Consider the following 24,067-nt stretch of genomic DNA (forward strand, 5'->3'; position numbering starts at 1 on the left):
TTATTCGAAAGTAATAAAAAAGCCCAACTTATATTGAGCTTTTCTTTAACCACTTTAAACTTACTTTTTAGCAGTCTTAAATACTGGATAAAAACGGAACAATTGCCATAAACAAACCAGTAATATCAAAAGAAAATAAACAAATGACCAAACTGGTAAAGATTGACCTAAAAAGGTCCAATCAATTGCTGCACATTCACCTGAACCTGACAATACTTCTTGTAAAACCATTTTCATTGGTAAAGCATCAATGAGGTAATTTAATCCCGGACCACAACTTGGTACTTGATCAGGTGGTAAATGTTGCAACCAGACATGACGTCCTGCCACACCTACTGACCATAAAATTGCGATGCCTGCTAAAAATGCATAAAAACGTTTCACCGCGTTGGAAACTGGGTTATGTAAAAAGGCAATTAGTGCTATAAGGCCCATCGCCATTAAGCCAACACGTTGAAAAATACAGAGCGGACATGGCTCTAAACCTTTTACATGCTCCAAATACAACGCAAAAGACATGCCGACAATACTTGCTAAAACAAGTAGTCCACTCACCAAACGGTAACTTAATCGCATGTAAAACCTCGTTTTATTATCGATATTGTTCAAGATATTGATCAAAACTGACCTGAGTATCTTGTTCAAGTTGTTCTTGCTGCTGTAAAGATTGTGCAGCCAATTGTTCAAAATGTTTCAAAGTGTCCACACTAAGCTCATGCTGTTCATAACTTTCCGCATGTAACTGAGCCATGTGGCTACCAAAACTCCAAGTTCCACCATGCTTTAACGTATCGTCAATAACATGTGCAGACAAAGTCTCATCAACTTCATCAATTCGTGCTTGCATGACCGCTAAAGCTGAACGATACAAGTCCGTTGCGTAGGTCTGATCGAGTAACTGCGCACAATCTTGCATTTTTGCAATATACAGACGTGCCCAATCTTCGATGTGATATGACCCAGTTAAATCTGTAATGGTTGCGTTCGGCGCTCGGCCTCGGTTCACCACTTCTGTCTGATTTTTCTCAACCAAGTCTTGCTCTGGACCTAACAAATCTGGGCTATCACTTAGCAAACAATAAAGTGCTAACACTTCAAGGAAGCCTGCTGTCGTTTCATCAACGCCAATTGCTGAATATGGATTTACATCAACAGCACGTAATTCAACATAACCCACGCCTCGATTTTTCAAAGCTTGAGACGGTGTTTCACCTGCTTGAGGCACCTGTTTTGGACGTACTAGACTGTAATATTCATTCTCGATCTGCAAAACATGATCATTGATCTGCAACGGCTCACCAGAGGCATCATTTAACCCTAAACGGCTAAATGGCGGGTAAGGAGAATGAACGGCTTTTTGTAAACCATCCAGATAGCCCGTCAAATTGTTGTAATGAATGCCTAAGCTTTTTTGAGCCGAGTTTTGATAGCCCAATCGTCCCATACGAAGTGCTGTAGCATACGGCAAATAATATGAACCTTTGATTAAAGGCAACAAATGATGTTTATGTCCGGTCAAGAAACAGCGACATACCGTTGGACTCGCACCCACCAAGAACATCACTAATGGTGTTAAACGAATGAAGTTACGAATAAGCCCAAAATAACGATGGCTACGATAATCCTGCAAACTTAATGATTTTAATTGTTCGTCAGTTTCATGAGCTTGTAGCTCAGCAAAAAGTGTATCTGGGAAAGATAAGTTGTAATGCACCCCTGAAATAGTTTGCATACGACGGCCATATCGTATTCCCAACCCACGGCGATATAGTGTTTTAAAACGACCAATATTAGAGGTGCCGTATTGTGCTAGACGAATCCGCTCTTCATTGTCATCTAACATACATGGCATCGAAAGCGGCCAGAGTTTTTCACCATTTTCTAAATGACGGTGTACAACCGCGTGAATATCGGTGAGCTCATGCAAAGCTTCTTCAATCGTTGGCTTAGGTGAAGTAATAAACTCCATCAACGCTTCTGAATAATCAGTCGTAATTTGTGGATGTGTTAAAGCTGAACCTAATGCCTTCGGATGTAACTCTTGTGATAAGAACCCATTACTTTGCATACGTAGGCTTTCACGCTCTATTCCACGTAACATGCCTTGTAGTAGCGACGAATCCACCCAAGCAGGAATAACTGATTGAGATGGTGTAGTGGGTTGACTCATGCATTTGCTCGCTTATTAAAGATCACTATATACAAAATCGTGAGATGATACGGCTATTTATATAATCACATCATTCCAGTTTGGCAATTTTTATCACAATCTTGTTATTTAAGACACGAAAGAATTGTGATTTTATTGAAGAATAATTGCTAAAGAGTTGTCAATATCATGAACGAACAAGACATTTTAAATTTCTGGTTTTCTCCTGAACACCGTTCACTTTGGTTTGCGAAAAGTGATGATTTTGACAAAAAAATCCGTGAAAATTTTTCTGACGTTCATCGACAGGCAACTCAAGCAGAACTCTGGTCTTGGCGAAAAACGGCAGAAGGCCGTTTAGCAGAGATTATTGTACTAGACCAATTTTCTCGCAACATCTATCGTGATCAGCCTCAATCTTTTGCCTATGACAGCTTGGCATTAGCGTTGGCGCAAGAGGCCATTAGTTTGCAACTCGATGCACAGCTTAATCCAGAGCAACGCTCTTTTTTATATATGCCGTTTATGCATAGTGAATCAAAATTGATTCATGAGTTTGCCTTAAAATTATTTCAACGCCTCGGCAATGAAATTAATTTAAGCTTTGAGAAAAAGCATAAAGTCATTATTGACCGTTTTGGACGCTATCCTCATCGCAATACTATTCTCGGACGTGTTTCTACTCCAGAGGAAACCGAATTTTTATTAGAACCAAACAGTAGTTTTTAAAGTTTCTTAATTTTTAATGCTGAGTCATTATTTTTTAATGCTCAGTCGGGAGTTCATCATGAAATATCTCTCTCTTTGTTTAGCTTTAGGCACTGCCTTAACTTTAACTGCGTGTGCAACGACTCCAAGTAAACCAAAAACCTTTGATCAGCTTGGGCAGTTTTCAGCATATCCTCTAAATGCCCAAACGTTCCGTATTAGTTTTCAAGCCGACCCAAATATGAGTTATGGCAGAGCTGAAGAAATTACCTTGGTGAAATCAGCACAAACGACCGTACAAAAGGGTTTCCGCTTTTTTAAAGTGCAAAATGATCCAAGCAATCAGAGCCAGAAACCGCCACGTCAGGCTGTGGTTTATCCATCAGCTCCAAGCTTTTATCCATATGGTTATGGTCGACGCTATCCAGGTTTCTGGCATGATCCGTTCTATGATTACCCACAAGTGGTCAATATCGATCCTGTTCAAGTGTCGTATACTATTGAATGTTATCGGGATCAAAAACAGGCTCCTCAGGACGCTTTTGATGCAACCTTGATCTTGAAATCAATCGGTCAAAAATATGGATTGAGTCCGACAGGAGCGCTGTTGCCACCGCCTGAGCCGCCAGTAAAACAAAAATGAATAGGATAAATGTATGAGCATGGTAGAAGAAGTCCACCACGTGCCCAGTCTTAAACGTAGCAAATATTTTGCCACTCTAGCGCTAATTATCGTCGTTGTGCTGTGGGTTGCACTGATGGTTGCCGACCGGTTTCTACCAGAGTACACAGATTTTATTCATATTTTAATGCTGGGTGCTGAAGCAGGTGTAGTCGGTGGTTTAGCCGACTGGTACGCGATTACCGTTCTGTTTCGTAACCCATTTGGTAAGCTGCCAATTCCTAAGTTTTTACGTGACCACACCGAGATTATTCCACGCAACAAGGCACGTATTGCAGAGTCAATGGGCCGTTTTGTACAAGAAAATTTTCTTTCGCCTCAAGTGGTCGAACGTAGCTTAGAAAAAACTGACTTAAGCCTCGCAATTGGTCAATGGTTAGCAAGTCCGCAAAACAATACACAAGTGGTAGAGCTCATTCAGCAAACTGTACCGAAAATTTTTGAATTTGTTAGCCAAGAGCAAATTGCTAATTTTGTGCAAAATAACAGCGTGCAATGGGTACGTAACACTCAAGTCAATAAACTTGCAAGTGAAATGCTGCGTGCAGTATTGGAAAATGATTTCCACCAAGATGTATTGCAGCGAGGTCTGGATATCGCTCATGAGTGGGTGGTACAAAACCCGGATAAAACCCGTGAACTAACCAGAAAAATGTTTAAAGCGTTAGGTGTATGGTCACTTGCAAGAGGAGCAAGCTGGATTGGTATTGACGTTCAACAACGCACCATCGACTCCTTGGTTGAAAAAGTAGAATCGATGCTGGCAGATCATGAACACCCATGGCGACAAGAAATTGAAACCATAGCTCATTCACTCATGCTTGAGCTGGCGAAACCAGACAGCATTGCGAGCCAGCGCCTTAACAGCGGTAAAGATGCGCTACTAGACAGTCCGCAAGTTCTAAATTTTATTAGTGGTGCGGTCACAATTCTGTGTGATGCCATTAAAGAAGATTTAATGAAAGAAGACTCTGGCATTGCAATGAACTTAAGAGCGGCTATCCAGCAACTGGGTGAAAACCTTGTTCAGAATGTAAAAGTACGTGAAGTTCTCAACAAAGAAATGACAGGACTTGCTATGAATTTTACGGATCAATATAGCCATAAAATCATACGCTATGTGAGTGAGCGCATTCATGAATGGGATTCGCGTGAAATGATCGGGAAAATTGAAAATGAAGTCGGTGGCGACTTACACATGATCCGAGTGAATGGCGTTGTAGTCGGTGCATTTATTGGTTTGACACTCGGTGTAATTCGGGCAGTGATTGAATCAATTTTATAACTTTAAATATTTTAAAAAAGAGAACAATATGCTACAGCTAAAGTCAAAATTGGCCACTCAAGGCGTAACTATTTTTAGTACCATGACAGCACTGGCACATCGTCTAGGTGCACTCAATCTGTCACAAGGCTTTCCAGATTTTCCGGCACCACAGGCCCTGCTGGAAGCCCTATCTCAGGCGACTTTAGCTGGACATAATCAGTACCCGCCCGGCGATGGTATTCTCGGTTTACGGGAGCAACTCGCTTTACAATTTCAACAGCGCGATCAGCTTCAACTTGACCCTGTAACTCAAATCACGATTACTCCCGGCGCAACCATTGCAATTTTTTGTGCCATACAGGCCTGCATCACTGCAGGTGATGAAGTGATTATTTTCGACCCAAGTTATGATAGTTACGGCCCTTCTGTCGAGTTAGCAGGCGGTAAAGCAATTCATATTGCTCTGCAAGCACCTGACTTTAAGGTGAACTGGCAACAAGTTAAAGATCTGATTAATGACAAAACCCGAATGATTGTGGTGAATACTCCTCATAATCCAACAGGTACGATCTGGGCAAAACAAGATTGGTTAGAGCTTATTGAACTGATTCGAGATAAAAATATTGTAGTTTTATCCGATGAGGTCTATGAACACCTAGTTTTTGATGGTCAGCAACACTTTAGTGCATTGCATTTTCCAGAACTCAGAGAGCGTAGTTTTGTGATTGGGTCTTTTGGAAAAACCTTTCATGTGACGGGCTGGAAAACAGGTTATTGCGTCGCCTCACCTGAGTTAATGCGTTTATTCCGCCAGATTTACCAATATGCAAATTTCTGTGGCACGACACCTTGTCAAATTGCTCTAGCGCAATACATGGAACAACATCCAGAACATATTCAAGAGCTTTCGCAGTTTTATCAAACTAAGCGAGATCGGTTTAATCAGGCAATTCACAATAGTCGTTTTTTACTAAAACCATCTCAAGGTACTTATTTTCAAAATCTCGATTACAGTCAAATTAGACCCGACTTAAACGATGTGGAAATGTGCCAATTTTTAGCTGAGCAACATAAGATCGTGGCTATTCCAGTTTCGGTTTTCTATCAGCAAGCGCCTGAGTCTTTACGTTTGATTCGATTCTGCTTTGCAAAAAATGATGAAACTCTGCAAAAAGCAGGAGAAATCTTGAATGAATGTTAATAAATTTAGCCACTTAGCACTGTAAAAATACTACAAGTCATTCGCTCCAACTATGCTAAGTTGAATATCCGCCCCGCTCATCAAAGAGATGGGCGATGGAGAATACATGCCACCAAGACAGTCTTTAATTCATCAGCAAAATCTATGGAAAGCATTTTTTGTTTTCTTATTGCCCCTCATTGCAACCAATATTTTGCAGAACTTGTCGGGAACGATTAACACCATCTTTGTTGGTCAAATGCTGGGAGTAGACGCGATTGCTGCCGTCTCGGTTTTTTTCCCTATTTTATTCTTGCTCCTTGCTTTTATTATCGGGATTTCAACGGGTACTACTGTTTTAGTCGGACAAGCGTGGGGCGCGCAAAATATAGAGAAAGTCCAAAGTGTGGTTGGCTCTACCCTGTTTATGACATTGATTGGTGGGGTAATTACCGCGATTATCGGTGTGTTTTTTGCCCATGATATTTTAGAGTTATTAGGTACAGATCCAAAGGTGATGCATCTTTCTTTGCCTTATGTGCAATGGATGCTTGCAGGTAGCCCGCTTCTGTTTGTATATATTATCTATACCTCAATTTTACGTGGTGTAGGCGATAGTACTACCCCTTTGCTAGCCCTTGCTTTAACCAGTGTGATTGGCTTAGTTATTACCCCAATATTACTTAAAGGTTATTTTGGTTTACCCGCTCTAGGGATTATTGCTCCAGCAATCGCAACGATTACGGGCTATGTAGCTATTTTGATTTTTCTCGCAATTTATCTGAACAAGAAAAATCATCCACTTCGCCCGAATCGTCAGCTTCTGCAACATATCCGTCATAATCCAGAACTGAGCAAAATCATTTTGCGCTTAGGCGTCCCAACCGGTATTCAAATGATTACCACCTCAATGGCAGGCTTGGTTATTGTTGGACTGGTCAACCGTTATGGATCACATGCTACAGCAGCGTATGGTGCAGTGAATCAGGTACTCAACTACATTCAGTTTCCTGCCTTATCAATCTCAATTGCAGCTTCAATTTTTGCAGCACAAGCGATTGGCGCTGGCAAATCAGATCTGTTAGCACGGGTAACCCGCACAGCTTTAGGCATGAACTTCTTATTTACAGGTAGCTTAATTGCACTTGGCTATTTATTTTCAAAATATTTAATGGCTTTGTTTATTACCGACCCAACTGTGGTGGTATTAGGACAGCAACTTTTATTTATTGTACTTTGGGCAATTTTATTCTTTGGTGCAGGTGCCATTTTTGCATCGATTATGCGTGCCAGTGGAACTGTGACTGTCCCAATGCTAATCAATATCTCGGCTATTTTATTTATTGAAATTCCATGTGCTTATTGGTTTAGCTCAATATGGGGGCTTAAAGGCATCTGGGTTGCCTATGCTTTGGCATTTGTCAGTTTATGTATTATCCAAGGCCTGTATTACCAATTTATCTGGAAGAAAAAGAAGATCAAAGTTCTTATTTAGAACCACTAAAACCACATAAAAAAAGCCATCATTTGATGGCTTTTTTTTATTAAAAAATTATTTCATTAATTTGGTCACAATGGTTGAAGCACGTTGATATCCTGTTGGGAACAAACGCTGAAAAGCATCAAGAATTTTTGCGTCACTACCAATCAATAAACGGCGTTTATTTTTCAAAACGGCATCCAAGATTTGACGTGCAGCTTCTTCTGGTGGAGTACGTAGTAACTTGTCAAAGTTTTGAATTGATTTCGTCGGGTCCATACCCAAACTACTCAAGCTATCACTCATTTTTGCCGCTTTAGCAATATTGGTGCGAATTCCCCCCGGATGTACACACAAAGAGCTCACACCACTTTTTTCGATATCTAGTTCTTGGCGTAATGATTCGGTAAAACCGCGTACAGCAAATTTAGTCGCGTTATAACCAGATTGAGTCGGTTGAGCAGTCAGACCAAATAAGCTTGAGATGTTAATAATATGGCCATCTTGAGTCTGCTTAATGAATGGTAAAAATTCTTTAGTCCCGTAAACCACACCCCAGAAGTTAATTCCAACAATCCACTCTAAATCTTCGTAGGTCGCACCCTCAACAGTAGAACCTAATGCTACGCCAGCGTTGTTAAAAATCAGGTTAACAGAACCGTGATCTTGTACAGTTTCTTGCGCCCACTGCTTTACCGCTTCGCGATCAGACACATCAAGCTTTTTGGTGGTAACAGTAATATCATTGTACGGTTTTAAAAGCTCGACAGTTTGTTGTAATCCTTTTTCATTAATATCACTCAACGAAAGATGGCAGCCCTGTTTTGCCAAAAGAATTGCTAACTGTTGCCCAATGCCAGAACCTGCGCCCGTAATTGCAGCGACTTTGTTTTTAAAATTTTTCATTGTCCATCCTTTGTTTTTCGATATTTGCACAATCGGTTCATTGCATGTGCAGTTTAGACATCTTCAATATAATTTTGACAATACACATTGTCAATATAGTACACTGTAATTTCAGATAGAATGGCACAATTCTTCTGAGCGCTTTATCATAGTGAGCATATTTGGCCAAAACCTATAAATTAGGAAACGACTTATTTATGACGACTAACGACTCAACCAGTAAAAAGAAAACAAAAAGTGTGAGTAAAGAACGTCAGTTCAAAGGATTATCTCTATCTGAACGTAAAGAGGCACGCCGAGAAAAACTGATTGAAGCAGGCATTGCGACCTACGGAACGCTCGGTTTTTTTTCAGTGACGGTAAAAGATGTCTGCCAAGAGGCAAAACTCACAGAACGTTATTTTTATGAATCATTTAAGAAGAGTGAAGATTTATTCCAAACCATCTTTTTAAAAATGATTGAAGAATTACAGCAAAATCTGATGCAAGCCGTGATTAAAGCTGCACCCGATCCAGAAAAAATGGTTGATGCAGGTTTAAGAGCACTGCTGACTACCTTAAAAGATGACCCAAGATTAGCTCGCATCGTCTATGTCGATGCAGTTCTGGTACAAGAATTACATAATCAAGCCACCATTCAAGAAACACTTGCGCAATTTGATCGCATGATTCAGGCCTTCGTTATGCTGACTATGCCCCAAATTCAACACCATGAAAATGAGCTTTCTTTAATCGCAACTGGTTTGAATGGATATGTCACTCAAATTGCGATTCGATGGGTCATGGGAGGGTTTGAGCAGTCCCTTGAGCAGGTTTTGACCGCATGCCGTATCGTTTTCTTATCTTTATTAGCTCAAGTTTCAAAATAATATTAAAGTTTTTTGACAGCTATAAATGGGACAAACCAGTTAAACCTTTAATATAGTAACTTATTGAATGATTTTAAGAATTCTCTAAATTACATGTCATAATTTGGTCATACCTTTGCCTTGGTTTTGTCACAAATTATTGCTAAATTCAATTTTATAGACTTTTCTGCAATGAAATTGTCATAATTAATCTTTGTAATAAGCCTGTCATAACTACAAAACGGTTCACCGTTAAATCTATAGGATATTGCGTTGTGAAAGATGACTACATTTTAATTGTCGATGATGAGCTTCCTATTCGCGAAATGATTCATACTTCTTTGGACATGGCAGGCTTTCAATGTTTACAGGCAGAAGATGCCAAACAGGCTCATCAAATTATCGTCGACCAACGTCCGGCGCTTATCTTGCTTGATTGGATGTTACCTGGAGGCGTAAGCGGTGTCGATTTATGTCGCCGCTTAAAACGCGATGAGAACTTAGCAGAAATTCCAGTGATTATGCTCACCGCTCGCGGAGAAGAAGACCACAAAGTACAAGGTCTTGACGCGGGTGCAGATGACTACATGACTAAGCCTTTTTCAACACGTGAACTGGTTTCACGTATTAAGGCAGTTCTGCGCCGTGCCAATGCATTAAGTGGTGAAAAAACAATTGATGCCAATGGTTTAATTCTTGATCCTGTAAGCCAGCGTGTTAGCTTTGGCAACAGCATTTTAGATATGGGTCCAACTGAATATCGCTTACTTGCATTTTTTATGACCCATCCGGAGCGTGCATATACGCGTGCCCAGTTGCTCGATCAAGTATGGGGCGGTAATGTATATATCGAAGACCGCACTATCGATGTGCATATCCGTCGTTTGCGTAAAGTACTAGAACCTTTTGGTGTTGACCGATTTGTTCAGACCGTACGTGGAACTGGCTACCGTTTCTCTACACGTGCAGATTTAGCCGCAGGTTAACTAAGATTTATGTATGAACCCTACCCCGTCCCTGAACAGGTACGTGAACAAAAGCTTTCTCGCTACAGTAGTTTATGGACGTTTGCCAAACAAGATTTACGGCTTTTATTATTTTTTCTAATCATTGCCGGTTTAGTCGGTTTAGGTGTCGGGTATTTCTGGAGTTGTATTTTTATCGCCTTCGTGGTGTTTTTTACACTCCAGTTGCGTTCTTTATATCTGGTCAATGACTGGATTGCGAATAAACCTTATGACGTTCCTCCAAATCTTAATGGGATTTGGGGGGCATTATTATTTAACGTCTACCGTGCTCAGCGCCAAGAACGAATTGTTCAGGCCGAAATGGTCGGTTTAATTGACCGAGCACAGTCTTCATTAGTTGCGCTTGCTGAAGCGGTTGTACTCATTGATGACCAACATCAAATCGAATGGTGGAACCCTGCAGCTGAACGTTTGTTAGGAATCAGTCCTCTCGACCGCGGTCGAAATCTATTAACGATCTTACGTCAGCCGACCTTTATCGAATATTTTAACAATATTGATCAGGCACCCGACGGGATTAAACTTCACTCAAATTTTGATGATGACCGCTATGTACAGGTTAAACTCACAAGATTTGGTGGAGAAAGCCGTTTATTAGTCGCTTACGATGTGACTCGTATGCACAACCTTGAGCAAATGCGTAAAGACTTCGTCGATAATATTTCTCATGAACTTCGCACACCATTAACGGTACTGAGTGGTTATATCGAGACATTTACCGATCAGGAAGATATTAGTCCACGCTGGAAACGTGCGTTTGATCAGATGCAGTCTCAAACTAAGCGTATGAATGCTTTGGTGAATGATTTACTGCTGTTATCAAATTTAGAAAATAATAAGAAAATTGCGAAAAATCAGATTATTGAAATGCCGAGTTTAATGAATCAACTCTTTGATGATGCTCAGGCCTACAATGCCGATTATGGACACACGCTCAATTTACATATTGATAGCCACTGTGACCTGATTGGTTCTGACATGGAAATTGCCAGTGCATTTAGTAATTTAATTACCAATGCCATCAAGTACACACCAAAAGGTGGAACGATTACGATTGGCTGGCACGACGATGGCGAACATGCTTACTTTAGTGTACAAGACACAGGCATCGGAATTAACCCTAAGCATTTGCCACGTCTGACTGAGCGCTTCTACCGCGTAGACAGTGATCGTAGTCGTCAAACAGGTGGAACTGGTTTAGGCCTTGCGATTGTAAAACACGTATTAATGCAACACGGCGCGTATTTAGACGTGCAGTCTAAAGAAAACGAAGGGTCAACCTTTACCGCAGTTTTTCCAAAAGAAAGACTCTATAACATGACCTAAAGTTGCCCCCGCATATATAAAAAGCCGACTGATAAAAAGTCGGCTTTTTTGTAGTATTTAAGCTAAGTTACTTAAAATTCGAACAATAAGATTTCGTCTGATTTTTCTCTAGGATATTTAAAAAACTAGTGGCAAAAGTATTACTTTGACGCAGTGCATCACGGTGATCTCCGCCATCAATTGTTTGATAGATAGTTGGTTTTTTTAATTTACATAACTGTTGGTAATAAGCTGATGTCCCTCTAGGGTCGACTAAATGATCTTTAGAACCTTGAACAATCATTAACGGTACAGTAGGCACCATATTTTCAATGGACTGTTGTTTTAGATAAGCCAAAAGAGGTTTTAAGTCTGCATCAGGTCGAAATATGCTCGAAGGCGATTTCTTCAAATCAGATTGAAGTTCAGATAAACAGCGGCTACGTGCTTGAGTCAGCACCGTGTTCATTTCTGGACTAACTAAATTTTCAGGAACAATACTTGGCTCCGCTGCTTGCGCTCCCAACAACACAATCGGGAAAAATGCGGCTACACTAGGTTCAGGGTTTGGATGACTCAACACATATTCTGCAATGCCTTCATATTGATAACCACCCGGAGCAAGTGCAATCGCTCCTTTTAAATCTAATTCGGGAGCATCTTTCTGACCATAAGCCGCCACTGTAATTGCCGCAGCTCCACCCTGACTATGCCCCATTACCAACCACTGTTTATTAAAATCTTTAGGCTTAAGCACATGTAATGCCCGCACAGCATCGACCACCGTATGTAGCTGGCTCTTTGCATTCATATAAGGATGTGCACCTAAAGTACCTAAGCCTTGATAATCAGGTGCGACAACTGCATAACCACGTGCCAACCAACTATCTAAAGCTTTTGAAGCAATTTCTTGATATGCATGAACTGGTCCACCAACATAATCACCCGAAGGTGCACAGGTATCAGCAACTCCTGTCGTGCCATGTGCCCAAGCAAGTATAGGCCAGCCATTTTTTGGAGGTGTGCCTTTCGGTAATAAAATAAAAGCCGATGCCACGATGGGTTCGTTCTGAATACCTCGACTACGATAATTGACTAACAAACGTTGATCGGCATGAGGAAATAAATCCGTCACTTTTTGTTGTTCTATAGAGAGTATTGAACCCGGCTTTTCACTCACAATTTGCTTACTTAAATTTGTAATTGGAGCTGCCATAGCAGAGCCAGACATTAAACAAACACTGCTAAATAAAATTTTAAGAAATGAATTACTTTTTCTAATCAAGGGATTACTCCTCTATTATTAATATTACATCTATTTAAATGATTAATTTATAAAATATAAATTACCATAAAATTATCTATATTTATACTCAATCACTAAACACTTTGAATATCATTGCTGAAATTTGATAGAAAATCTTTTAAGAATATCTAGTATAAATATAGTTGCAAAAAATTAATCCCATTTAAATAATAAAAAATATATGCTGATATTTTCTTAATTACGATAGTGATTAAAATGTCAAAACAATATAAATTTATACCGTACCTGATTTGTCTTATTCTCGGTTCTCTACCTATCCATAGTTTTGCAGACGTAGAAGTGTATGGTCCTGGTGGGCCAGCCCCTGCAATGAAAGAGGCTGCCAAACAATTCTCCAAAAAAACGGGGATAGCAGTCCATGTGACTTCTGGCCCAACTTCTCAATGGTCTGATAAAGCGAAATTAGATGCCGATGTTATCTATAGTGGTTCCGAAGCGATGATGTCTGATTTTGAAAATGCTTTTTCTGAACAAATTATAAAAGACTCGGTAGAACCTTTATATTTACGTCCCGCAGCGATTTTAGTAAGAAAAGGAAATCCTAAAAATATTAAAGGATTTAAGGATCTCGCTAAACCCGGTGTTAAAGTCTTAGTTACGCATGGTGCAGGTCAAGTCGGTATGTGGGAGGATATTGCGGGTAGAACCGGAAATATTCAATTAACAAAATCTTTTCGAAAAAATATTGTCACCTACGCTGCCAACACAGGTATTGCCAAGAAAAATTGGGAAGAAAATAGCAGCTACGATGCTTGGCTAGTCTTTAACATTTGGGGAATTAGTAACCCAGACGTAGGGCAAATTATCCCTATCGAGCCAGAGCTGGTTGTCTATCGCGATACAGGTGTAGCATTAACAAAACATAGTTTAAAAGATGCTGAAGCGAAACGTTTTGTAGAGTTCTTATCGTCTCAGCAAGGTAATATTATTTTCAAAAAATATGGTTGGAATAAATAATTTAAAATTATTATTTCGGCTCTATCTAGAATATATTCGTTTTTAAGTTGAATATAATAACGACTTAATTTTTATATTAAAAAATAAACCCTGAATAATTAAATTCAGGGCTTATTTGTATTATAAAGGCTATAAAAGTGATTAAACTGTATGACCCATGCGCTCGCCCATTACAACCACAGACTCAGCTTTAAAACGTTGTTCCCATTCAATCTTATCTTTTTCAAATAAGATAACTGCGGTAGAACCTAAATAAAAACGTCCAAGCTCAGCACCTTTTTCTAGCTTTAACTGATGATGCTGTAATTCGATACGACCTGAAGGTTTCACTTTACCTGTTGCCACAGTTTCAATACCGGCAACAATCATTGCACCCACTAAAACAACCGCCATACGGCCAAGCTCAGTATCAAACAAACACACCATACGTTCATTACGAGCAAATAAACCCGGTACATTTTCCGCAGTGACTTGATTTACCGAAAATAGCTCGCCTGGTACATATAACGTTTCTGTTAATGTACCTGCAAACGGCATATGCACACGATGATAATCACGCGGTGACAAATAAACTGTTGCGAACTCACCATCTTGGAATGGTTGAGCAAGCTGTGGATCACCAATAAGTTTCTCTACAGAGAAACTTTGGCCTTTGGCTTGAAATACTTCACCCGCAGTGATTTTACCAATTTGGGAAATTGCGCCATCCGCTGGTGACACAATGCTATCTGCATTTTCATCAACTAAACGTACACCTTCTTTTAGTGCGCGGGTAAAAAAGTCATTAAAAGATTTATATTTCAATGCATTGCCTTGTTCAGCGATTGATAAATCAATCCCATATTTGGTTTTAAATGCATGAATAACAGCGGCTTTCACAACAGGATTTTCACTCGCCGCCACTTTACCTACCACACGGCTCAATTGATGCTGTGGTACAAGATTTTGTGCCTTAATAAATAATTCTTTTTTTAATCGAGATGTGAAACTCACGACGGTGATTCTCCAGTAATAATAGGACTATCGAGGCGATTGCCCCATTCACTCCACGCACCATCATAGGCTTTTGCTTCCCAGCCCAAGAGTCTAGCCAGAATATAGGCCAAACCGGAACGGTGATGTGACTGGCAGTACACAACTACAGGTTGATGTAAATCAAACCCCAGTTGTTCAAGGCGCTGCCGCGTGCGTTCAAGCGGATGCAATTTTAGATGATTTTCACGATTAAGTGCAGTACTCCATTCAAAATGGAGGGCATTTGGAATGTGACCGCCGCGTCGCGCTGCTAAACGGATACCACTATATTCATCACTCGTGCGGCAATCCCACAATTGCACATTTTCCTGCTCAACTTGTTTGCGCAGCTCTTCATAGTTCACTCGGAACTGAGCAGCATGCGATAAATCAATCTGAATTAAGTCTTCAACAGGAGAAACTTCTTCGACTTCTGCTGTAGTTGGTAACCCTGCTCCTAACCATGCATGGATACCGCCATTAATTAAACTGGTACGGGTGAATCCTAAGCAATGCAAATTCCAGATTAAACGCCCAGCCCATGCTCCGCCTTCATCATCATAAACCACGACATGATGATTAGGTGAAATATTCAATTTTTCAATCAGTGCTTGTAAGCCCGCTTCATCTGGCAAAACACCAGTAGCTTCTTCATGTTGAGCCACCAACCATTTCGGCTGTAAGTGAATGGCATGTGGAACATGGAGTTGTTCATAAACCGATGCACGGCTCAAATCTACAACGCGAATATATTCATTGCCTAAATAAGGCACTAACTCTTCTGCTTCTATTAATAAATCGAGTTTAAAATCAGGGAGTGTCATCGTCATGGTTTCTTTTTATACCAGCTTAATTTCATATTAGCATAAGCATATATCTAACAAACTCTGATTTTCTGCTACGCTTTAGCAGAAAATCAGATATCAGCATTCTCACTTTTAAAAATAAAAAATAGCGAGACTAATTTTTACTTAAACCACTTCTTCAAGTTCTTCGATTTCAAAAACCTGACGTAAATAGGCCAAGAACGTATCATTATCAGTCATGGTCTTACCCGGACTGTCAGAGATTTTTGCAACCGACTGACCATTACATTCAACAAGTTTCAACACAATATTGAGTGGCTTTTGTCCCATATCATTAGTCAAATTAGTTCCAATACCAAAACTCACCTGAAAACGATCTTTAAAGTATTGATGCAATTCCCATGCTTTTGGCAAATTAAGACCATCGCTAAAAGTCAGCATCTTGGTTTTAGTATCAATTTTTAATTTACGGTAGTGCGCATAAGCCTTATCGCCCCATTCGTAAGGGTCACCACTGTCATGACGCAAACCATCAAATAACTTTGCAAAATACAGGTCAAAATCACGTAAGAAGGCATCCATCCCCACCACATCAGTTAGGGCAATTCCTAAATCTCCGCGATACTCTTGCACCCATGTTTCTAAAGCAGCTTTTTGGAAATCACGTAAGCGGACATCAAGCGCCTGAAACGCTTGTAGGAATTCATGGGCCATGGTTCCAATTGGTGTAATGTTAAGCTCTTTAGCCAGTAATACATTACTTGTACCACGGAACACATTTGGTACAGTTTTATGAAAAGCTGCTACGACATGTTTTTGCCATGCAAAGCTATAACGACGACGCGTACCAAAATCAGAAACTAAAAACGGTGGGTCATTCGGCTGTTGAGACTTTTCATATTGCTGAATCAATTCGAGTTTTGCTTGTAAACGGCGTTCGCCTTCAGCCCAAACTTGATCTGTTTTGATACGGCTAAAATATAATTCGTTTACAATAGCCAGAACGAAAATCTCGAACATCATAGCTTGGACCATTGGTCCTTCAATATGAATATCTAGTCGGCCTTCGGCGTCAATACTTGCCTGAATAAAACGTCGTTTGAGTTGGAATAATTCTAAATAATCGACAAAGTCACTTTTAATAAATCGTAATTTTCGTAAATATTGTAGCTCGTCTTCTTTATATTTGAGATTACATAAATGGTCGAGTTGCTCGTTTAAGTCATCCAAAATATCCACTAACGGATAAACTGTATCTTCTAAGTTTCTGCAACGAAAATGATAGACACTATGTGTTTGCGGGAATTTATGCAAAACCACTTGTAGCATCGTAAATTTGTACAAGTCTGTATCTAGTAAAGAATGGATAATTGGAGACATAGTCAATGATTATTCGCTTGCTTCTTAGCATTAAAGCATATTTTTATGGATGAATTGCGAGGTTTTATACCATTGTTGCAGTTCCATGAAATTTCCTTTTAAAAATCATTTAATTTAAATTCTGCTAAACTAAACCAATTCAATTAATTGCAGAAATTTGCTTTAACTATGCGCGCTTTAATACAACGAGTTCTTGAAGCCAAAGTGGTCGTAGACGGTGAAACTACAGGCGAAATCCAACACGGCCTACTGGTGTTTTTAGGCATTGGCCGAGATGATACTTTGGCTGTTGGCCAAAAGCTTATTGATAAGATTTTGAAATATCGAATCTTTGATGATGAGCAAGGCAAAATGGGCTGGAATGTATCTCAAGCAAATGGTGGAATCCTGCTTGTGTCACAATTTACCTTGATGGCACAAACACAAAAGGGTTTACGTCCAGACTTTGGCCCAGCAATGCCACCTAGCGGCGCAAAAGCGTTATATGAGCAATTGGTTGAATATGCGCATTCTCAATTTGAAAAAGTTCAAACTGGAATATTTGCTGCTGACATGAAAGTACATTTAATAAATGATGGTCCAGTGACATTCAATCTGGAAGTTGAAGCATAAATATAAAAAAAACTCCCAAAACGGGAGTTTTTTATAGCTGGATATTAGCGACCAGTTTTCTCTTTAATAAAAGCACGCGCCTGACGTACTTTATCTTTTACTGGTTTTGGTAACTTAGGTGGAATGAGCTTAGCAACTTGGTTAAACCATACCAATAGGCTGAAGTCACCTTCCATTTTAATACTGCCTTCTTGCATCCCCGTCATAAATGCTGTTGGGTCACCTTTGATCAAAGTTTTTACACCTTGCTCACTGTCTGCAAATTGCAAAATAAAATCAGCCTTTTCAGGTGCGCCTGCAACCGTGTCAATCTGGCCATTATTAATAATGATCTGACGTGCAACACCTAAATCTGTACCGATCTGAATACGAAAAGCGCGGTCATGAATCAGTTCAATAAACTTAGGGCTAGTACGTGCCAACTGCTTCATACGCAGCACTAAACCTGCTACCAATAAATCTAACGGGTCTGTACTGACATCAACGAGAGGTAACTTGACTACAGGTATAGAAGAAAGTTTCATGAACATTCACGCCTATTGTATTTTTATGAAAACTTTAGAGCAAAACTGAGCAAGGCCATACCATTGCTTATGTTTTATGCCTCAATTGATAATTTTTTAGCTGGCAACGCAATCTAGATGAAACGTCAACAGACACATCTATCGTAGCATAACTGGCTATTTTTTAATAAATGCTTTGTATAATAAAAATCACGTTTCGTAAATGAAAAAGGCATGCTGTGCATGCCTTTTTACCTTTAGATAACAATTTAATTATCGGCTAGAACATTGCTGCTGATCATCTTCATATACTGGCGTGTGTTCTATATATTGGCGATTTGCCAAAGCCTTTTGTGCTTGTTTATCCTCACGTAACAAAATAAATGTAACCATTACCATCGCTAGACTTAGTGCAGTTAAATAACTATATGTGACTGGCATCTCAAAAGTGACTTGAACTCCAAAACGGACCACTTCCAATAGCCCCCAAAAGAACATCCCTGCAAGCATAAAACCAAGCCAACGACGGTAAGGAGAAAAGAAAACAGCAACAAGCGCGACAGCAATTAAGCTGAATCCGGCGATAGCGGCAAAATTCGCTGTTACCATAGAAACCTCCGTCTTAATGAAAACGTCTAAAAACATTCGGTCTTTGATACCCGACCTCATTCCAAAAACAACTTTAATTCATGATTTGTGTTGAAGCTTAGGATGCATTATGTATGTTTTTTTTTAGAAAAAAAGACCCGTTTTTTCTTAATGCGACATACTTTGTCGCAACATTCTTTTGTCATTACATTTTTGTAAAATTCAAAAAGATCGATTCCCTATATGGCATCAATTCTGGCGTGTCATTACAATAAAATATGATGTTTTTAAGGGCCAAAATAAGTTTTTTTCAGATTTTTTTATTGCCTTTTTTCTGTGCAAAATTTTGACATAACTTGCTTGTTTTTATGACTATTCTGCATAAAAAAAGCGCTACTCTGAAGTAGCGCTTAAAGCTTATCCATATAGGTTAAGCACGATTTAAATCTTTATCATGCATACCGAGTAAATACAGCACACCGTCTAAACCCACACTTGAAATCGCTTGATTTGCATTTTGACGTACTAATGGTTTTGCACGATAAGCAACGCCTAGGCCCGCAATAGCAAGCATTGGTAAGTCGTTTGCGCCATCGCCTACTGCCATCGCTTGCTCTAGAGAAATACCCATTTTATTCGCAAGCTCGCGTAATAGCTCAGCTTTACGGGCACCATCAACAATCGCACCTTTCACTTCACCTGTTACGAAACCGTCTTGCACATCTAAGATATTGGCATGAACTTCATCAATACCCAGTTTGCCTTGTAAATATTCAGCAAAATACTGGAATCCACCAGATAAAATTGCCGTTTTATACCCAAGTGCTTTTAAAGTCGAGATCAGGCGTTCTGCACCTTCGGTAATGGTTAAACGCTCTGCAATTTTAGGTAAAACAGCGGCATCAAGCCCTTTTAATAATGCGACACGTGCGCGGAAACTTTGCTGAAAATCAAGCTCACCTTGCATCGCTCTTTCAGTAATTTCAGCAACTTGAGCGCCTACCCCAGCTTCAATCGCCAATTCATCAATCACTTCTTGCTCAATTAAGGTTGAGTCCATATCAAAACACACTAAACGGCGATTGCGTCGATAAGCGTTGTCTTCTTGAACAGCAACATCAATATTTAATTCGCTTGAAAGAAGTAAACATGCAGCACGCATAGCTTGTGCATCTAAAGTTGGGCCACTACTTAAACCAAACTGTACACATGCACGACGTGGGAATGCGCTATCCTTTTCAAAGTCGACACGACCTGATAAACGCGTTACCGTTTCGATGTTAAAGCCTTGGCTAGACACAATTTGTGTAACCGCTTGTAAATGTGCAGCAGTGAGTTCTGGCGCTAAAGCCGTGACGATATAACGAGTACGGCCGCCTTCGCTTACCCATTGATCGTATTCTGCGCCCGTGATTGGTTTAAAGCGCACTGTTAAGCCAATATCATGTGCTAAAATCAGAATCTCTTTCATTGCCAATGCGGTCGCAGTTTCATTATCAGAAGCGACCACAATGCCTAATGTAAGTTGATTATGAATAACAGCCTGACCTACATCCAGTATTTGCAATGAATGTACGGATAGTACTTGCATTAATCGGGTAAACTGGTTTGGTTGGTCCGGTCCTAAAAAGGATATAAGAATGATTTCTCGCATGAATTGACTCTAGTCTGAGTGACAACTATTGTAAGAATCATAATCGAATTTCAATATAATTGCCTTGGAAGTTTAACTTGATTGCGCCTAGACAAGGGCTATTTGCTAGCCTACTGATCGTTAGTTTTGCATTGCATACCTTTTTATTGGTCATTGCAACGACACACCAGCTTAATGAAAACCGTGCGAGTCAAGGTCAGCTCATGACCAGCCAGCTCGTTGCAGACAGCTTATCTGAGCTTGAACCTGCCAATACGGTGTCTTTAGCTCTGATTGCCAATCGCTATGCGACCAATCCAAGCGTTGCGTCTATTCGCATTCTTGATGCTAACAAACAGGTTCTAGCAACGAGCGGAATTTCAAAAACCCGCCAAGGCGAGATTTTTGCTCGTGATGCCCTTCAAAATGAAAAGAAAGTGGGCTCTATCGAGGTTACGTTGATTCAGCCAAGTATTGGAGAAATTCTTCGTACTCAATGGCTTGCAATTTTAGCTTCTCTGTTTTTGCATGTTTTACTATGGCTTGCCTATCGCGCGATTGCTCGTCCAACCCGTAGCGAATATTTGGCACGCATTAATGAAGAAAACCGCTTGAAGCATGAAATTCAGCAGTTAACTCAAGCATTGGCTCTAGAAAAACAAAATACGGTGACATTGGTTGCACAAGCTCAGCAACAAGCGAAAGCTAAACCAGCAGTCCGCCAACAAACTGAGAAAACTTCAGATTCAACTGATCAACATACTCTGGCACTTAATATCCAGTTCTATGACCCTAAACAGTTATTAAGCAGCGTTAACCAATCGGTTTCTGTTCCGTACTTTAAACTCTGCCAGCTCTTCTTAAACAAGAGTATTGAGCTGTGCGTTAAGCATTACCAATTAAAGCTAACAGATATTGAAGTGGTAGATGAGTTTAATGCCGACGGTGCAACACTTGCGATTTCAACTTCGCATGCCCACGCTGTAGAGTGTCTGCTCATGATTGGAACTGTCTTCCAATTACTTTCAGACGTTTTATATAAACGTTACCGTGAAGATAAACGCTTTGCGCTGCAAACTCGTAGTGCAACGTGTAATGCTGTAGAAGCCATGCAGATCGATGCAAAAGAAGCTGCTCAACGTTTAGCGCAGCATCTTCATGCGAAAGAGTCGGCTTTATATCTTGAGAATGATCAGCTCAAAGCAATTCAAGACAGCTATCAACTTGTTGCTATGCCAAACCCAAGCAATGTGATGACACGTCACGCATTTATGATTAATGGCATGAATGCAGAATGTGCTGAACTTGCTCAAAATATCCGGACTGAAATTTTAATGGGAAAAAAATCAATCCCACAAAATGACAGTCCAAGTAGTGCAGCTTCATAAAAAGTAACTACGCGCATCATAACCTAGCCTTTTGGCTAGGTTTTTTTATTTAGATTCATAGCTTTTCTTTAAAATCACTCCATTTTTTTATGATTTATTTGTATAAATAAATCTCGATCTATTCTTTGGATTCATAAATTTGGATAAATCAGAATCATAGGCAAAATTATCTAAACAGCGTAAACTATGCAAAATTTATTAAATAGAAATTGTCTTACGACAAAAAAAGGTGAAAGCGAATGCCGCTGAGTCGTGTTGAAGATCTTGTCGCCGATATTCGTGCAGGCAAAATGGTTATCTTGATGGATGACGAAGATCGCGAAAATGAAGGTGATCTTGTCATTGCAGCAACGCATGTTCGTCCTGAAGATATTAACTTCATGATTACCCATGCACGTGGTCTAGTTTGCCTAACGCTTAGCCGTGAGCGCTGTAAACAGTTAAACCTTCCGTTGATGGTTGACCAAAACGGTGCTCAGCACAGTACAAACTTTACCTTATCAATCGAAGCCGCTGAAGGTATTACAACGGGTATTTCAGCAGCAGAACGTGCACATACAATTCAAGCTGCTGTTGCAGCGCATGCTAAACCAACTGATATTGTACAGCCGGGCCATATTTTCCCATTAATGGCACAACCAGGCGGTGTTTTACATCGTGCAGGCCATACCGAAGCAGGTTGTGATTTAGCACGTTTAGCAGGTCTGGAACCAGCTTCTGTCATTTGTGAAATCATTAATGAAGATGGCACAATGGCACGCCGTGCAGATTTAGAAATTTTTGCTGAGAAGCATGGCTTAAAAATTGGTACAATTGCGGACTTGATTCACTACCGCATGACCAATGAGCAAACGGTTGAACGTCTGGATCAAAAAACCATTCAAACAGAATATGGTTCATTTGAACTTTATCGTTATCGTGAGATTGGTAACCCGGACATTCATTTGGCTTTAGTCAAAGGCGAGCCAAAAGAAGGCGTTACAACAGTACGTGTACATGGTTTTAGTCCAATTCGCGATTTGCTTAAGCTGAATAAAGCGGATGGTGAACCAGCGTGGAATTTAGACCGTGCACTACAGACGATTGCAGCGAGTGATCGCGGTGTTTTAGTCTGGATCGGACAAGATCATTTGCAAGACTTGGGACCAGCGTTGGATGATTTAAATAAGCCAAAACCGGTGAAATCCAATGCAGCACTTTCACATCAATATCAAACCATTGGTGTCGGTGCTCAAATTTTGCGTGATTTAGGTGTTGAAAAAATGAAGCTTCTTAGCTCACCATTACGTTTCAATGCCTTATCTGGCTTTAATTTAGAAGTAGTGGAATATGTCACTGCTGATCAAATCACAACGAAATAATCGAGGTTGCTATGGCAATTCGCCGTATTGAAGGTTTATTACATCTCGCAAGCGAAGGTCGTTATGCGATTTTAGTGGGTCGTTTCAACAGCTTTGTTGTTGAACACTTATTGGATGGTGCAATCGACACATTAAAACGTCATGGTGTAAATGAAGATAACATTACTGTTATTCATGCTCCTGGCGCATGGGAACTCCCGATTGTTGCTAAAAAATTAGCTACATCAAACCAGTTTGATGCAATCATCGCACTTGGCGCAGTGATTCGTGGTAGCACACCACACTTTGACTTCGTTGCTGGTGAGTGTGCAAAAGGTTTAGGTGTAGTCGCGTTAGAAAGCAGCTTGCCTGTCATCAATGGTGTATTAACTACTGATAGCATCGAGCAAGCCATCGAACGTTCAGGTACAAAAGCAGGAAACAAAGGTAGCGAAGCTGCATTGACTGCTATTGAAATGGTTAATTTATTAAAGGCAATTTAAAGCATGTCTCAAACACTGCAAGCCGCTTATGCAGCAAAACGTAAAGCACGTCGTTTTGCTGTACAAGGTATTTATGAGTGGCAAATGAGTCACAACCCTGTACATGAAATCGAAGCACGTACCCGTGCGGAAAATGCAATGCACAAGGTAGACTTAAACTACTATCACGAACTGCTAACACAAGTGATTGCACAGCACGAAGATCTTGATGCATTACTTGTTCCGGTTCTTGACCGTGAACTTAGTGCACTTGATGGTGTAGAGCTAGCAACATTACGCTTAGGTGCTTACGAGTTACGTGATCATTTAGAAGTACCTTATCGTGTCGTTCTAGATGAAGCTATTGAACTCGCTAAACACTTTGGTGGAGCAGATAGCCATAAATATATTAATGGCGTTCTAGATCGTTTAAGTTCAACACTACGTAGTGCTGAAAAACAACAAGCAAACTAACAGGTTTGAA

Annotated in this window: 24 protein-coding genes; 14 read left to right on the forward strand and 10 right to left on the reverse strand. The window is 40.1% G+C overall.

All coding sequences use genetic code 11. The features are described 5' to 3' along the window. Positions 1 to 60: 60 nt before the first annotated feature. Positions 61 to 576, reverse strand: coding sequence for a disulfide bond formation protein B (locus KTI78_RS09035; protein WP_262445857.1), 516 nt, complete (start codon positions 574 to 576; stop codon positions 61 to 63). A gap of 16 nt (positions 577 to 592) precedes the next feature. Continuing rightward, positions 593 to 2,170: a glutamate--cysteine ligase gene (gene gshA, locus KTI78_RS09040; RefSeq protein WP_262445858.1), complete on the reverse strand. Its 1,578-nt coding sequence runs from the start codon at positions 2,168 to 2,170 to the stop codon at positions 593 to 595. Positions 2,171 to 2,338: 168 nt separating this feature from the next. On the opposite strand from gshA, the gene KTI78_RS09045 reads away from it, so the two are divergent. The 5 genes from KTI78_RS09045 (at position 2,339) to KTI78_RS09065 (ending at position 7,481) form a co-directional block, all read left to right on the forward strand. Beyond that, positions 2,339 to 2,878, forward strand: coding sequence for a DUF924 family protein (locus KTI78_RS09045; RefSeq protein WP_002121850.1), 540 nt, complete (start codon positions 2,339 to 2,341; stop codon positions 2,876 to 2,878). A gap of 58 nt (positions 2,879 to 2,936) precedes the next feature. Then, on the forward strand, positions 2,937 to 3,500 hold the full coding sequence (locus KTI78_RS09050) for a CC0125/CC1285 family lipoprotein (protein WP_262445859.1): 564 nt from the start codon (positions 2,937 to 2,939) through the stop codon (positions 3,498 to 3,500). Between the two features lie 13 nt (positions 3,501 to 3,513). After that, positions 3,514 to 4,824 carry a DUF445 domain-containing protein gene (locus tag KTI78_RS09055; protein WP_262445860.1) on the forward strand — a complete coding sequence of 437 codons (1,311 nt, stop codon included), beginning with the start codon at positions 3,514 to 3,516 and terminating at the stop codon, positions 4,822 to 4,824. Positions 4,825 to 4,852: 28 nt separating this feature from the next. Continuing rightward, the gene (locus KTI78_RS09060) at positions 4,853 to 6,007 is read left to right on the forward strand and encodes a pyridoxal phosphate-dependent aminotransferase (RefSeq protein ID WP_262445861.1); all 1,155 of its coding nucleotides are present in this window, start codon (positions 4,853 to 4,855) and stop codon (positions 6,005 to 6,007) included. A 106-nt stretch (positions 6,008 to 6,113) separates the two neighbouring features. Then, positions 6,114 to 7,481, forward strand: coding sequence for an MATE family efflux transporter (locus tag KTI78_RS09065; RefSeq protein WP_262445862.1), 1,368 nt, complete (start codon positions 6,114 to 6,116; stop codon positions 7,479 to 7,481). Between the two features lie 57 nt (positions 7,482 to 7,538). On the opposite strand, the gene KTI78_RS09070 is transcribed toward KTI78_RS09065, so the two are convergent. Then, on the reverse strand, positions 7,539 to 8,372 hold the full coding sequence (locus KTI78_RS09070) for an SDR family NAD(P)-dependent oxidoreductase (RefSeq protein ID WP_262445863.1): 834 nt from the start codon (positions 8,370 to 8,372) through the stop codon (positions 7,539 to 7,541). 197 nt (positions 8,373 to 8,569) lie between these two features. Between KTI78_RS09070 and KTI78_RS09075 the strand changes: the two genes are divergently transcribed. The 3 genes from KTI78_RS09075 (at position 8,570) to phoR (ending at position 11,574) form a co-directional block, all read left to right on the forward strand. Then, complete coding sequence (locus KTI78_RS09075) at positions 8,570 to 9,241, forward strand: TetR/AcrR family transcriptional regulator (RefSeq protein WP_016142718.1); 672 nt, start codon at positions 8,570 to 8,572, stop codon at positions 9,239 to 9,241. Positions 9,242 to 9,495: 254 nt separating this feature from the next. Continuing rightward, positions 9,496 to 10,206 carry a phosphate regulon transcriptional regulator PhoB gene (gene phoB, locus KTI78_RS09080; protein ID WP_000650776.1) on the forward strand — a complete coding sequence of 237 codons (711 nt, stop codon included), beginning with the start codon at positions 9,496 to 9,498 and terminating at the stop codon, positions 10,204 to 10,206. A gap of 9 nt (positions 10,207 to 10,215) precedes the next feature. Beyond that, positions 10,216 to 11,574, forward strand: a complete 1,359-nt coding sequence (gene phoR, locus KTI78_RS09085; protein ID WP_068564604.1) for a phosphate regulon sensor histidine kinase PhoR — start codon at positions 10,216 to 10,218, stop codon at positions 11,572 to 11,574. A 67-nt stretch (positions 11,575 to 11,641) separates the two neighbouring features. Here phoR and KTI78_RS09090 read toward each other — a convergent pair whose 3' ends face one another. Beyond that, a complete protein-coding gene (locus KTI78_RS09090; protein WP_262445864.1) occupies positions 11,642 to 12,838 on the reverse strand; it encodes a lysophospholipase in 1,197 nt (398 codons plus the stop codon). Between the two features lie 237 nt (positions 12,839 to 13,075). Between KTI78_RS09090 and KTI78_RS09095 the strand changes: the two genes are divergently transcribed. Further along, the gene (locus KTI78_RS09095) at positions 13,076 to 13,837 is read left to right on the forward strand and encodes an AcfC family putative adhesin (protein ID WP_262445865.1); all 762 of its coding nucleotides are present in this window, start codon (positions 13,076 to 13,078) and stop codon (positions 13,835 to 13,837) included. 141 nt (positions 13,838 to 13,978) lie between these two features. Here KTI78_RS09095 and asd read toward each other — a convergent pair whose 3' ends face one another. The 3 genes from asd to pncB all read right to left on the reverse strand — a co-directional run bounded on the left by asd (position 13,979) and on the right by pncB (position 17,037). Beyond that, positions 13,979 to 14,830 (reverse strand): archaetidylserine decarboxylase, encoded by an 852-nt coding sequence (asd, locus tag KTI78_RS09100; RefSeq protein ID WP_016142714.1) that lies wholly within the window; start codon positions 14,828 to 14,830, stop codon positions 13,979 to 13,981. Beyond that, the gene (locus KTI78_RS09105; protein WP_262445866.1) at positions 14,827 to 15,675 is read right to left on the reverse strand and encodes a sulfurtransferase; all 849 of its coding nucleotides are present in this window, start codon (positions 15,673 to 15,675) and stop codon (positions 14,827 to 14,829) included. The genes asd and KTI78_RS09105 overlap by 4 nt, the downstream gene beginning before the upstream one ends. Positions 15,676 to 15,822: 147 nt before the next feature. Beyond that, positions 15,823 to 17,037 carry a nicotinate phosphoribosyltransferase gene (pncB, locus tag KTI78_RS09110; RefSeq protein WP_016142712.1) on the reverse strand — a complete coding sequence of 405 codons (1,215 nt, stop codon included), beginning with the start codon at positions 17,035 to 17,037 and terminating at the stop codon, positions 15,823 to 15,825. A 168-nt stretch (positions 17,038 to 17,205) separates the two neighbouring features. Between pncB and dtd the strand changes: the two genes are divergently transcribed. Then, the gene (gene dtd / locus KTI78_RS09115; RefSeq protein ID WP_262445867.1) at positions 17,206 to 17,649 is read left to right on the forward strand and encodes a D-aminoacyl-tRNA deacylase; all 444 of its coding nucleotides are present in this window, start codon (positions 17,206 to 17,208) and stop codon (positions 17,647 to 17,649) included. Positions 17,650 to 17,693: 44 nt separating this feature from the next. Here dtd and KTI78_RS09120 read toward each other — a convergent pair whose 3' ends face one another. From KTI78_RS09120 to serB, 3 genes are all read right to left on the reverse strand, one after another. Then, entirely contained in the window at positions 17,694 to 18,173 is a 480-nt protein-coding gene (locus tag KTI78_RS09120; protein ID WP_025470417.1) for an SCP-2 sterol transfer family protein, read from the reverse strand. Positions 18,174 to 18,425: 252 nt separating this feature from the next. Beyond that, complete coding sequence (gene aciT, locus KTI78_RS09125) at positions 18,426 to 18,761, reverse strand: ciprofloxacin tolerance protein AciT (RefSeq protein WP_002119105.1); 336 nt, start codon at positions 18,759 to 18,761, stop codon at positions 18,426 to 18,428. A gap of 409 nt (positions 18,762 to 19,170) precedes the next feature. Continuing rightward, positions 19,171 to 20,394: a phosphoserine phosphatase SerB gene (serB, locus tag KTI78_RS09130; RefSeq protein WP_005078729.1), complete on the reverse strand. Its 1,224-nt coding sequence runs from the start codon at positions 20,392 to 20,394 to the stop codon at positions 19,171 to 19,173. 59 nt (positions 20,395 to 20,453) lie between these two features. Here serB and KTI78_RS09135 point away from each other — a divergent pair, with 59 nt between their 5' ends. The 4 genes from KTI78_RS09135 (at position 20,454) to nusB (ending at position 24,057) form a co-directional block, all read left to right on the forward strand. Next, the gene (locus KTI78_RS09135; RefSeq protein WP_080648611.1) at positions 20,454 to 21,761 is read left to right on the forward strand and encodes a hypothetical protein; all 1,308 of its coding nucleotides are present in this window, start codon (positions 20,454 to 20,456) and stop codon (positions 21,759 to 21,761) included. A gap of 239 nt (positions 21,762 to 22,000) precedes the next feature. Then, positions 22,001 to 23,122 carry a bifunctional 3,4-dihydroxy-2-butanone-4-phosphate synthase/GTP cyclohydrolase II gene (ribBA, locus tag KTI78_RS09140; RefSeq protein ID WP_002119278.1) on the forward strand — a complete coding sequence of 374 codons (1,122 nt, stop codon included), beginning with the start codon at positions 22,001 to 22,003 and terminating at the stop codon, positions 23,120 to 23,122. 11 nt (positions 23,123 to 23,133) lie between these two features. Further along, positions 23,134 to 23,604, forward strand: coding sequence for a 6,7-dimethyl-8-ribityllumazine synthase (ribE, locus tag KTI78_RS09145; RefSeq protein WP_002119264.1), 471 nt, complete (start codon positions 23,134 to 23,136; stop codon positions 23,602 to 23,604). Between the two features lie 3 nt (positions 23,605 to 23,607). Beyond that, positions 23,608 to 24,057, forward strand: a complete 450-nt coding sequence (nusB, locus tag KTI78_RS09150) for a transcription antitermination factor NusB (protein WP_032054550.1) — start codon at positions 23,608 to 23,610, stop codon at positions 24,055 to 24,057. Positions 24,058 to 24,067 lie beyond the last annotated feature (10 nt).

This window comes from Acinetobacter sp. WU_MDCI_Abxe161, assembly GCF_025514355.1.
GTDB lineage: Bacteria > Pseudomonadota > Gammaproteobacteria > Pseudomonadales > Moraxellaceae > Acinetobacter > Acinetobacter pittii_E.

What these genes read in the sequence shown, in the direction of transcription:
- aciT (WP_002119105.1), bottom strand. Translation starts at nt 18,761, where the DNA reads ATGGTAACAGCGAATTTTGCCGCTATCGCCGGATTCAGCTTAATTGCT.
- KTI78_RS09035 (WP_262445857.1), bottom strand. Translation starts at nt 576, where the DNA reads ATGCGATTAAGTTACCGTTTGGTGAGTGGACTACTTGTTTTAGCAAGT.
- KTI78_RS09060 (WP_262445861.1), top strand. Translation starts at nt 4,853, where the DNA reads ATGCTACAGCTAAAGTCAAAATTGGCCACTCAAGGCGTAACTATTTTT.
- KTI78_RS09045 (WP_002121850.1), top strand. Translation starts at nt 2,339, where the DNA reads ATGAACGAACAAGACATTTTAAATTTCTGGTTTTCTCCTGAACACCGT.
- nusB (WP_032054550.1), top strand. Translation starts at nt 23,608, where the DNA reads ATGTCTCAAACACTGCAAGCCGCTTATGCAGCAAAACGTAAAGCACGT.
- KTI78_RS09095 (WP_262445865.1), top strand. Translation starts at nt 13,076, where the DNA reads ATGTCAAAACAATATAAATTTATACCGTACCTGATTTGTCTTATTCTC.
- gshA (WP_262445858.1), bottom strand. Translation starts at nt 2,170, where the DNA reads ATGAGTCAACCCACTACACCATCTCAATCAGTTATTCCTGCTTGGGTG.
- ribBA (WP_002119278.1), top strand. Translation starts at nt 22,001, where the DNA reads ATGCCGCTGAGTCGTGTTGAAGATCTTGTCGCCGATATTCGTGCAGGC.
- KTI78_RS09050 (WP_262445859.1), top strand. Translation starts at nt 2,937, where the DNA reads ATGAAATATCTCTCTCTTTGTTTAGCTTTAGGCACTGCCTTAACTTTA.
- KTI78_RS09070 (WP_262445863.1), bottom strand. Translation starts at nt 8,372, where the DNA reads ATGAAAAATTTTAAAAACAAAGTCGCTGCAATTACGGGCGCAGGTTCT.
- KTI78_RS09120 (WP_025470417.1), bottom strand. Translation starts at nt 18,173, where the DNA reads ATGAAACTTTCTTCTATACCTGTAGTCAAGTTACCTCTCGTTGATGTC.
- KTI78_RS09105 (WP_262445866.1), bottom strand. Translation starts at nt 15,675, where the DNA reads ATGACACTCCCTGATTTTAAACTCGATTTATTAATAGAAGCAGAAGAG.
- dtd (WP_262445867.1), top strand. Translation starts at nt 17,206, where the DNA reads ATGCGCGCTTTAATACAACGAGTTCTTGAAGCCAAAGTGGTCGTAGAC.
- ribE (WP_002119264.1), top strand. Translation starts at nt 23,134, where the DNA reads ATGGCAATTCGCCGTATTGAAGGTTTATTACATCTCGCAAGCGAAGGT.
- pncB (WP_016142712.1), bottom strand. Translation starts at nt 17,037, where the DNA reads ATGTCTCCAATTATCCATTCTTTACTAGATACAGACTTGTACAAATTT.
- KTI78_RS09065 (WP_262445862.1), top strand. Translation starts at nt 6,114, where the DNA reads ATGCCACCAAGACAGTCTTTAATTCATCAGCAAAATCTATGGAAAGCA.
- KTI78_RS09055 (WP_262445860.1), top strand. Translation starts at nt 3,514, where the DNA reads ATGAGCATGGTAGAAGAAGTCCACCACGTGCCCAGTCTTAAACGTAGC.
- serB (WP_005078729.1), bottom strand. Translation starts at nt 20,394, where the DNA reads ATGCGAGAAATCATTCTTATATCCTTTTTAGGACCGGACCAACCAAAC.
- phoR (WP_068564604.1), top strand. Translation starts at nt 10,216, where the DNA reads ATGTATGAACCCTACCCCGTCCCTGAACAGGTACGTGAACAAAAGCTT.
- KTI78_RS09075 (WP_016142718.1), top strand. Translation starts at nt 8,570, where the DNA reads ATGACGACTAACGACTCAACCAGTAAAAAGAAAACAAAAAGTGTGAGT.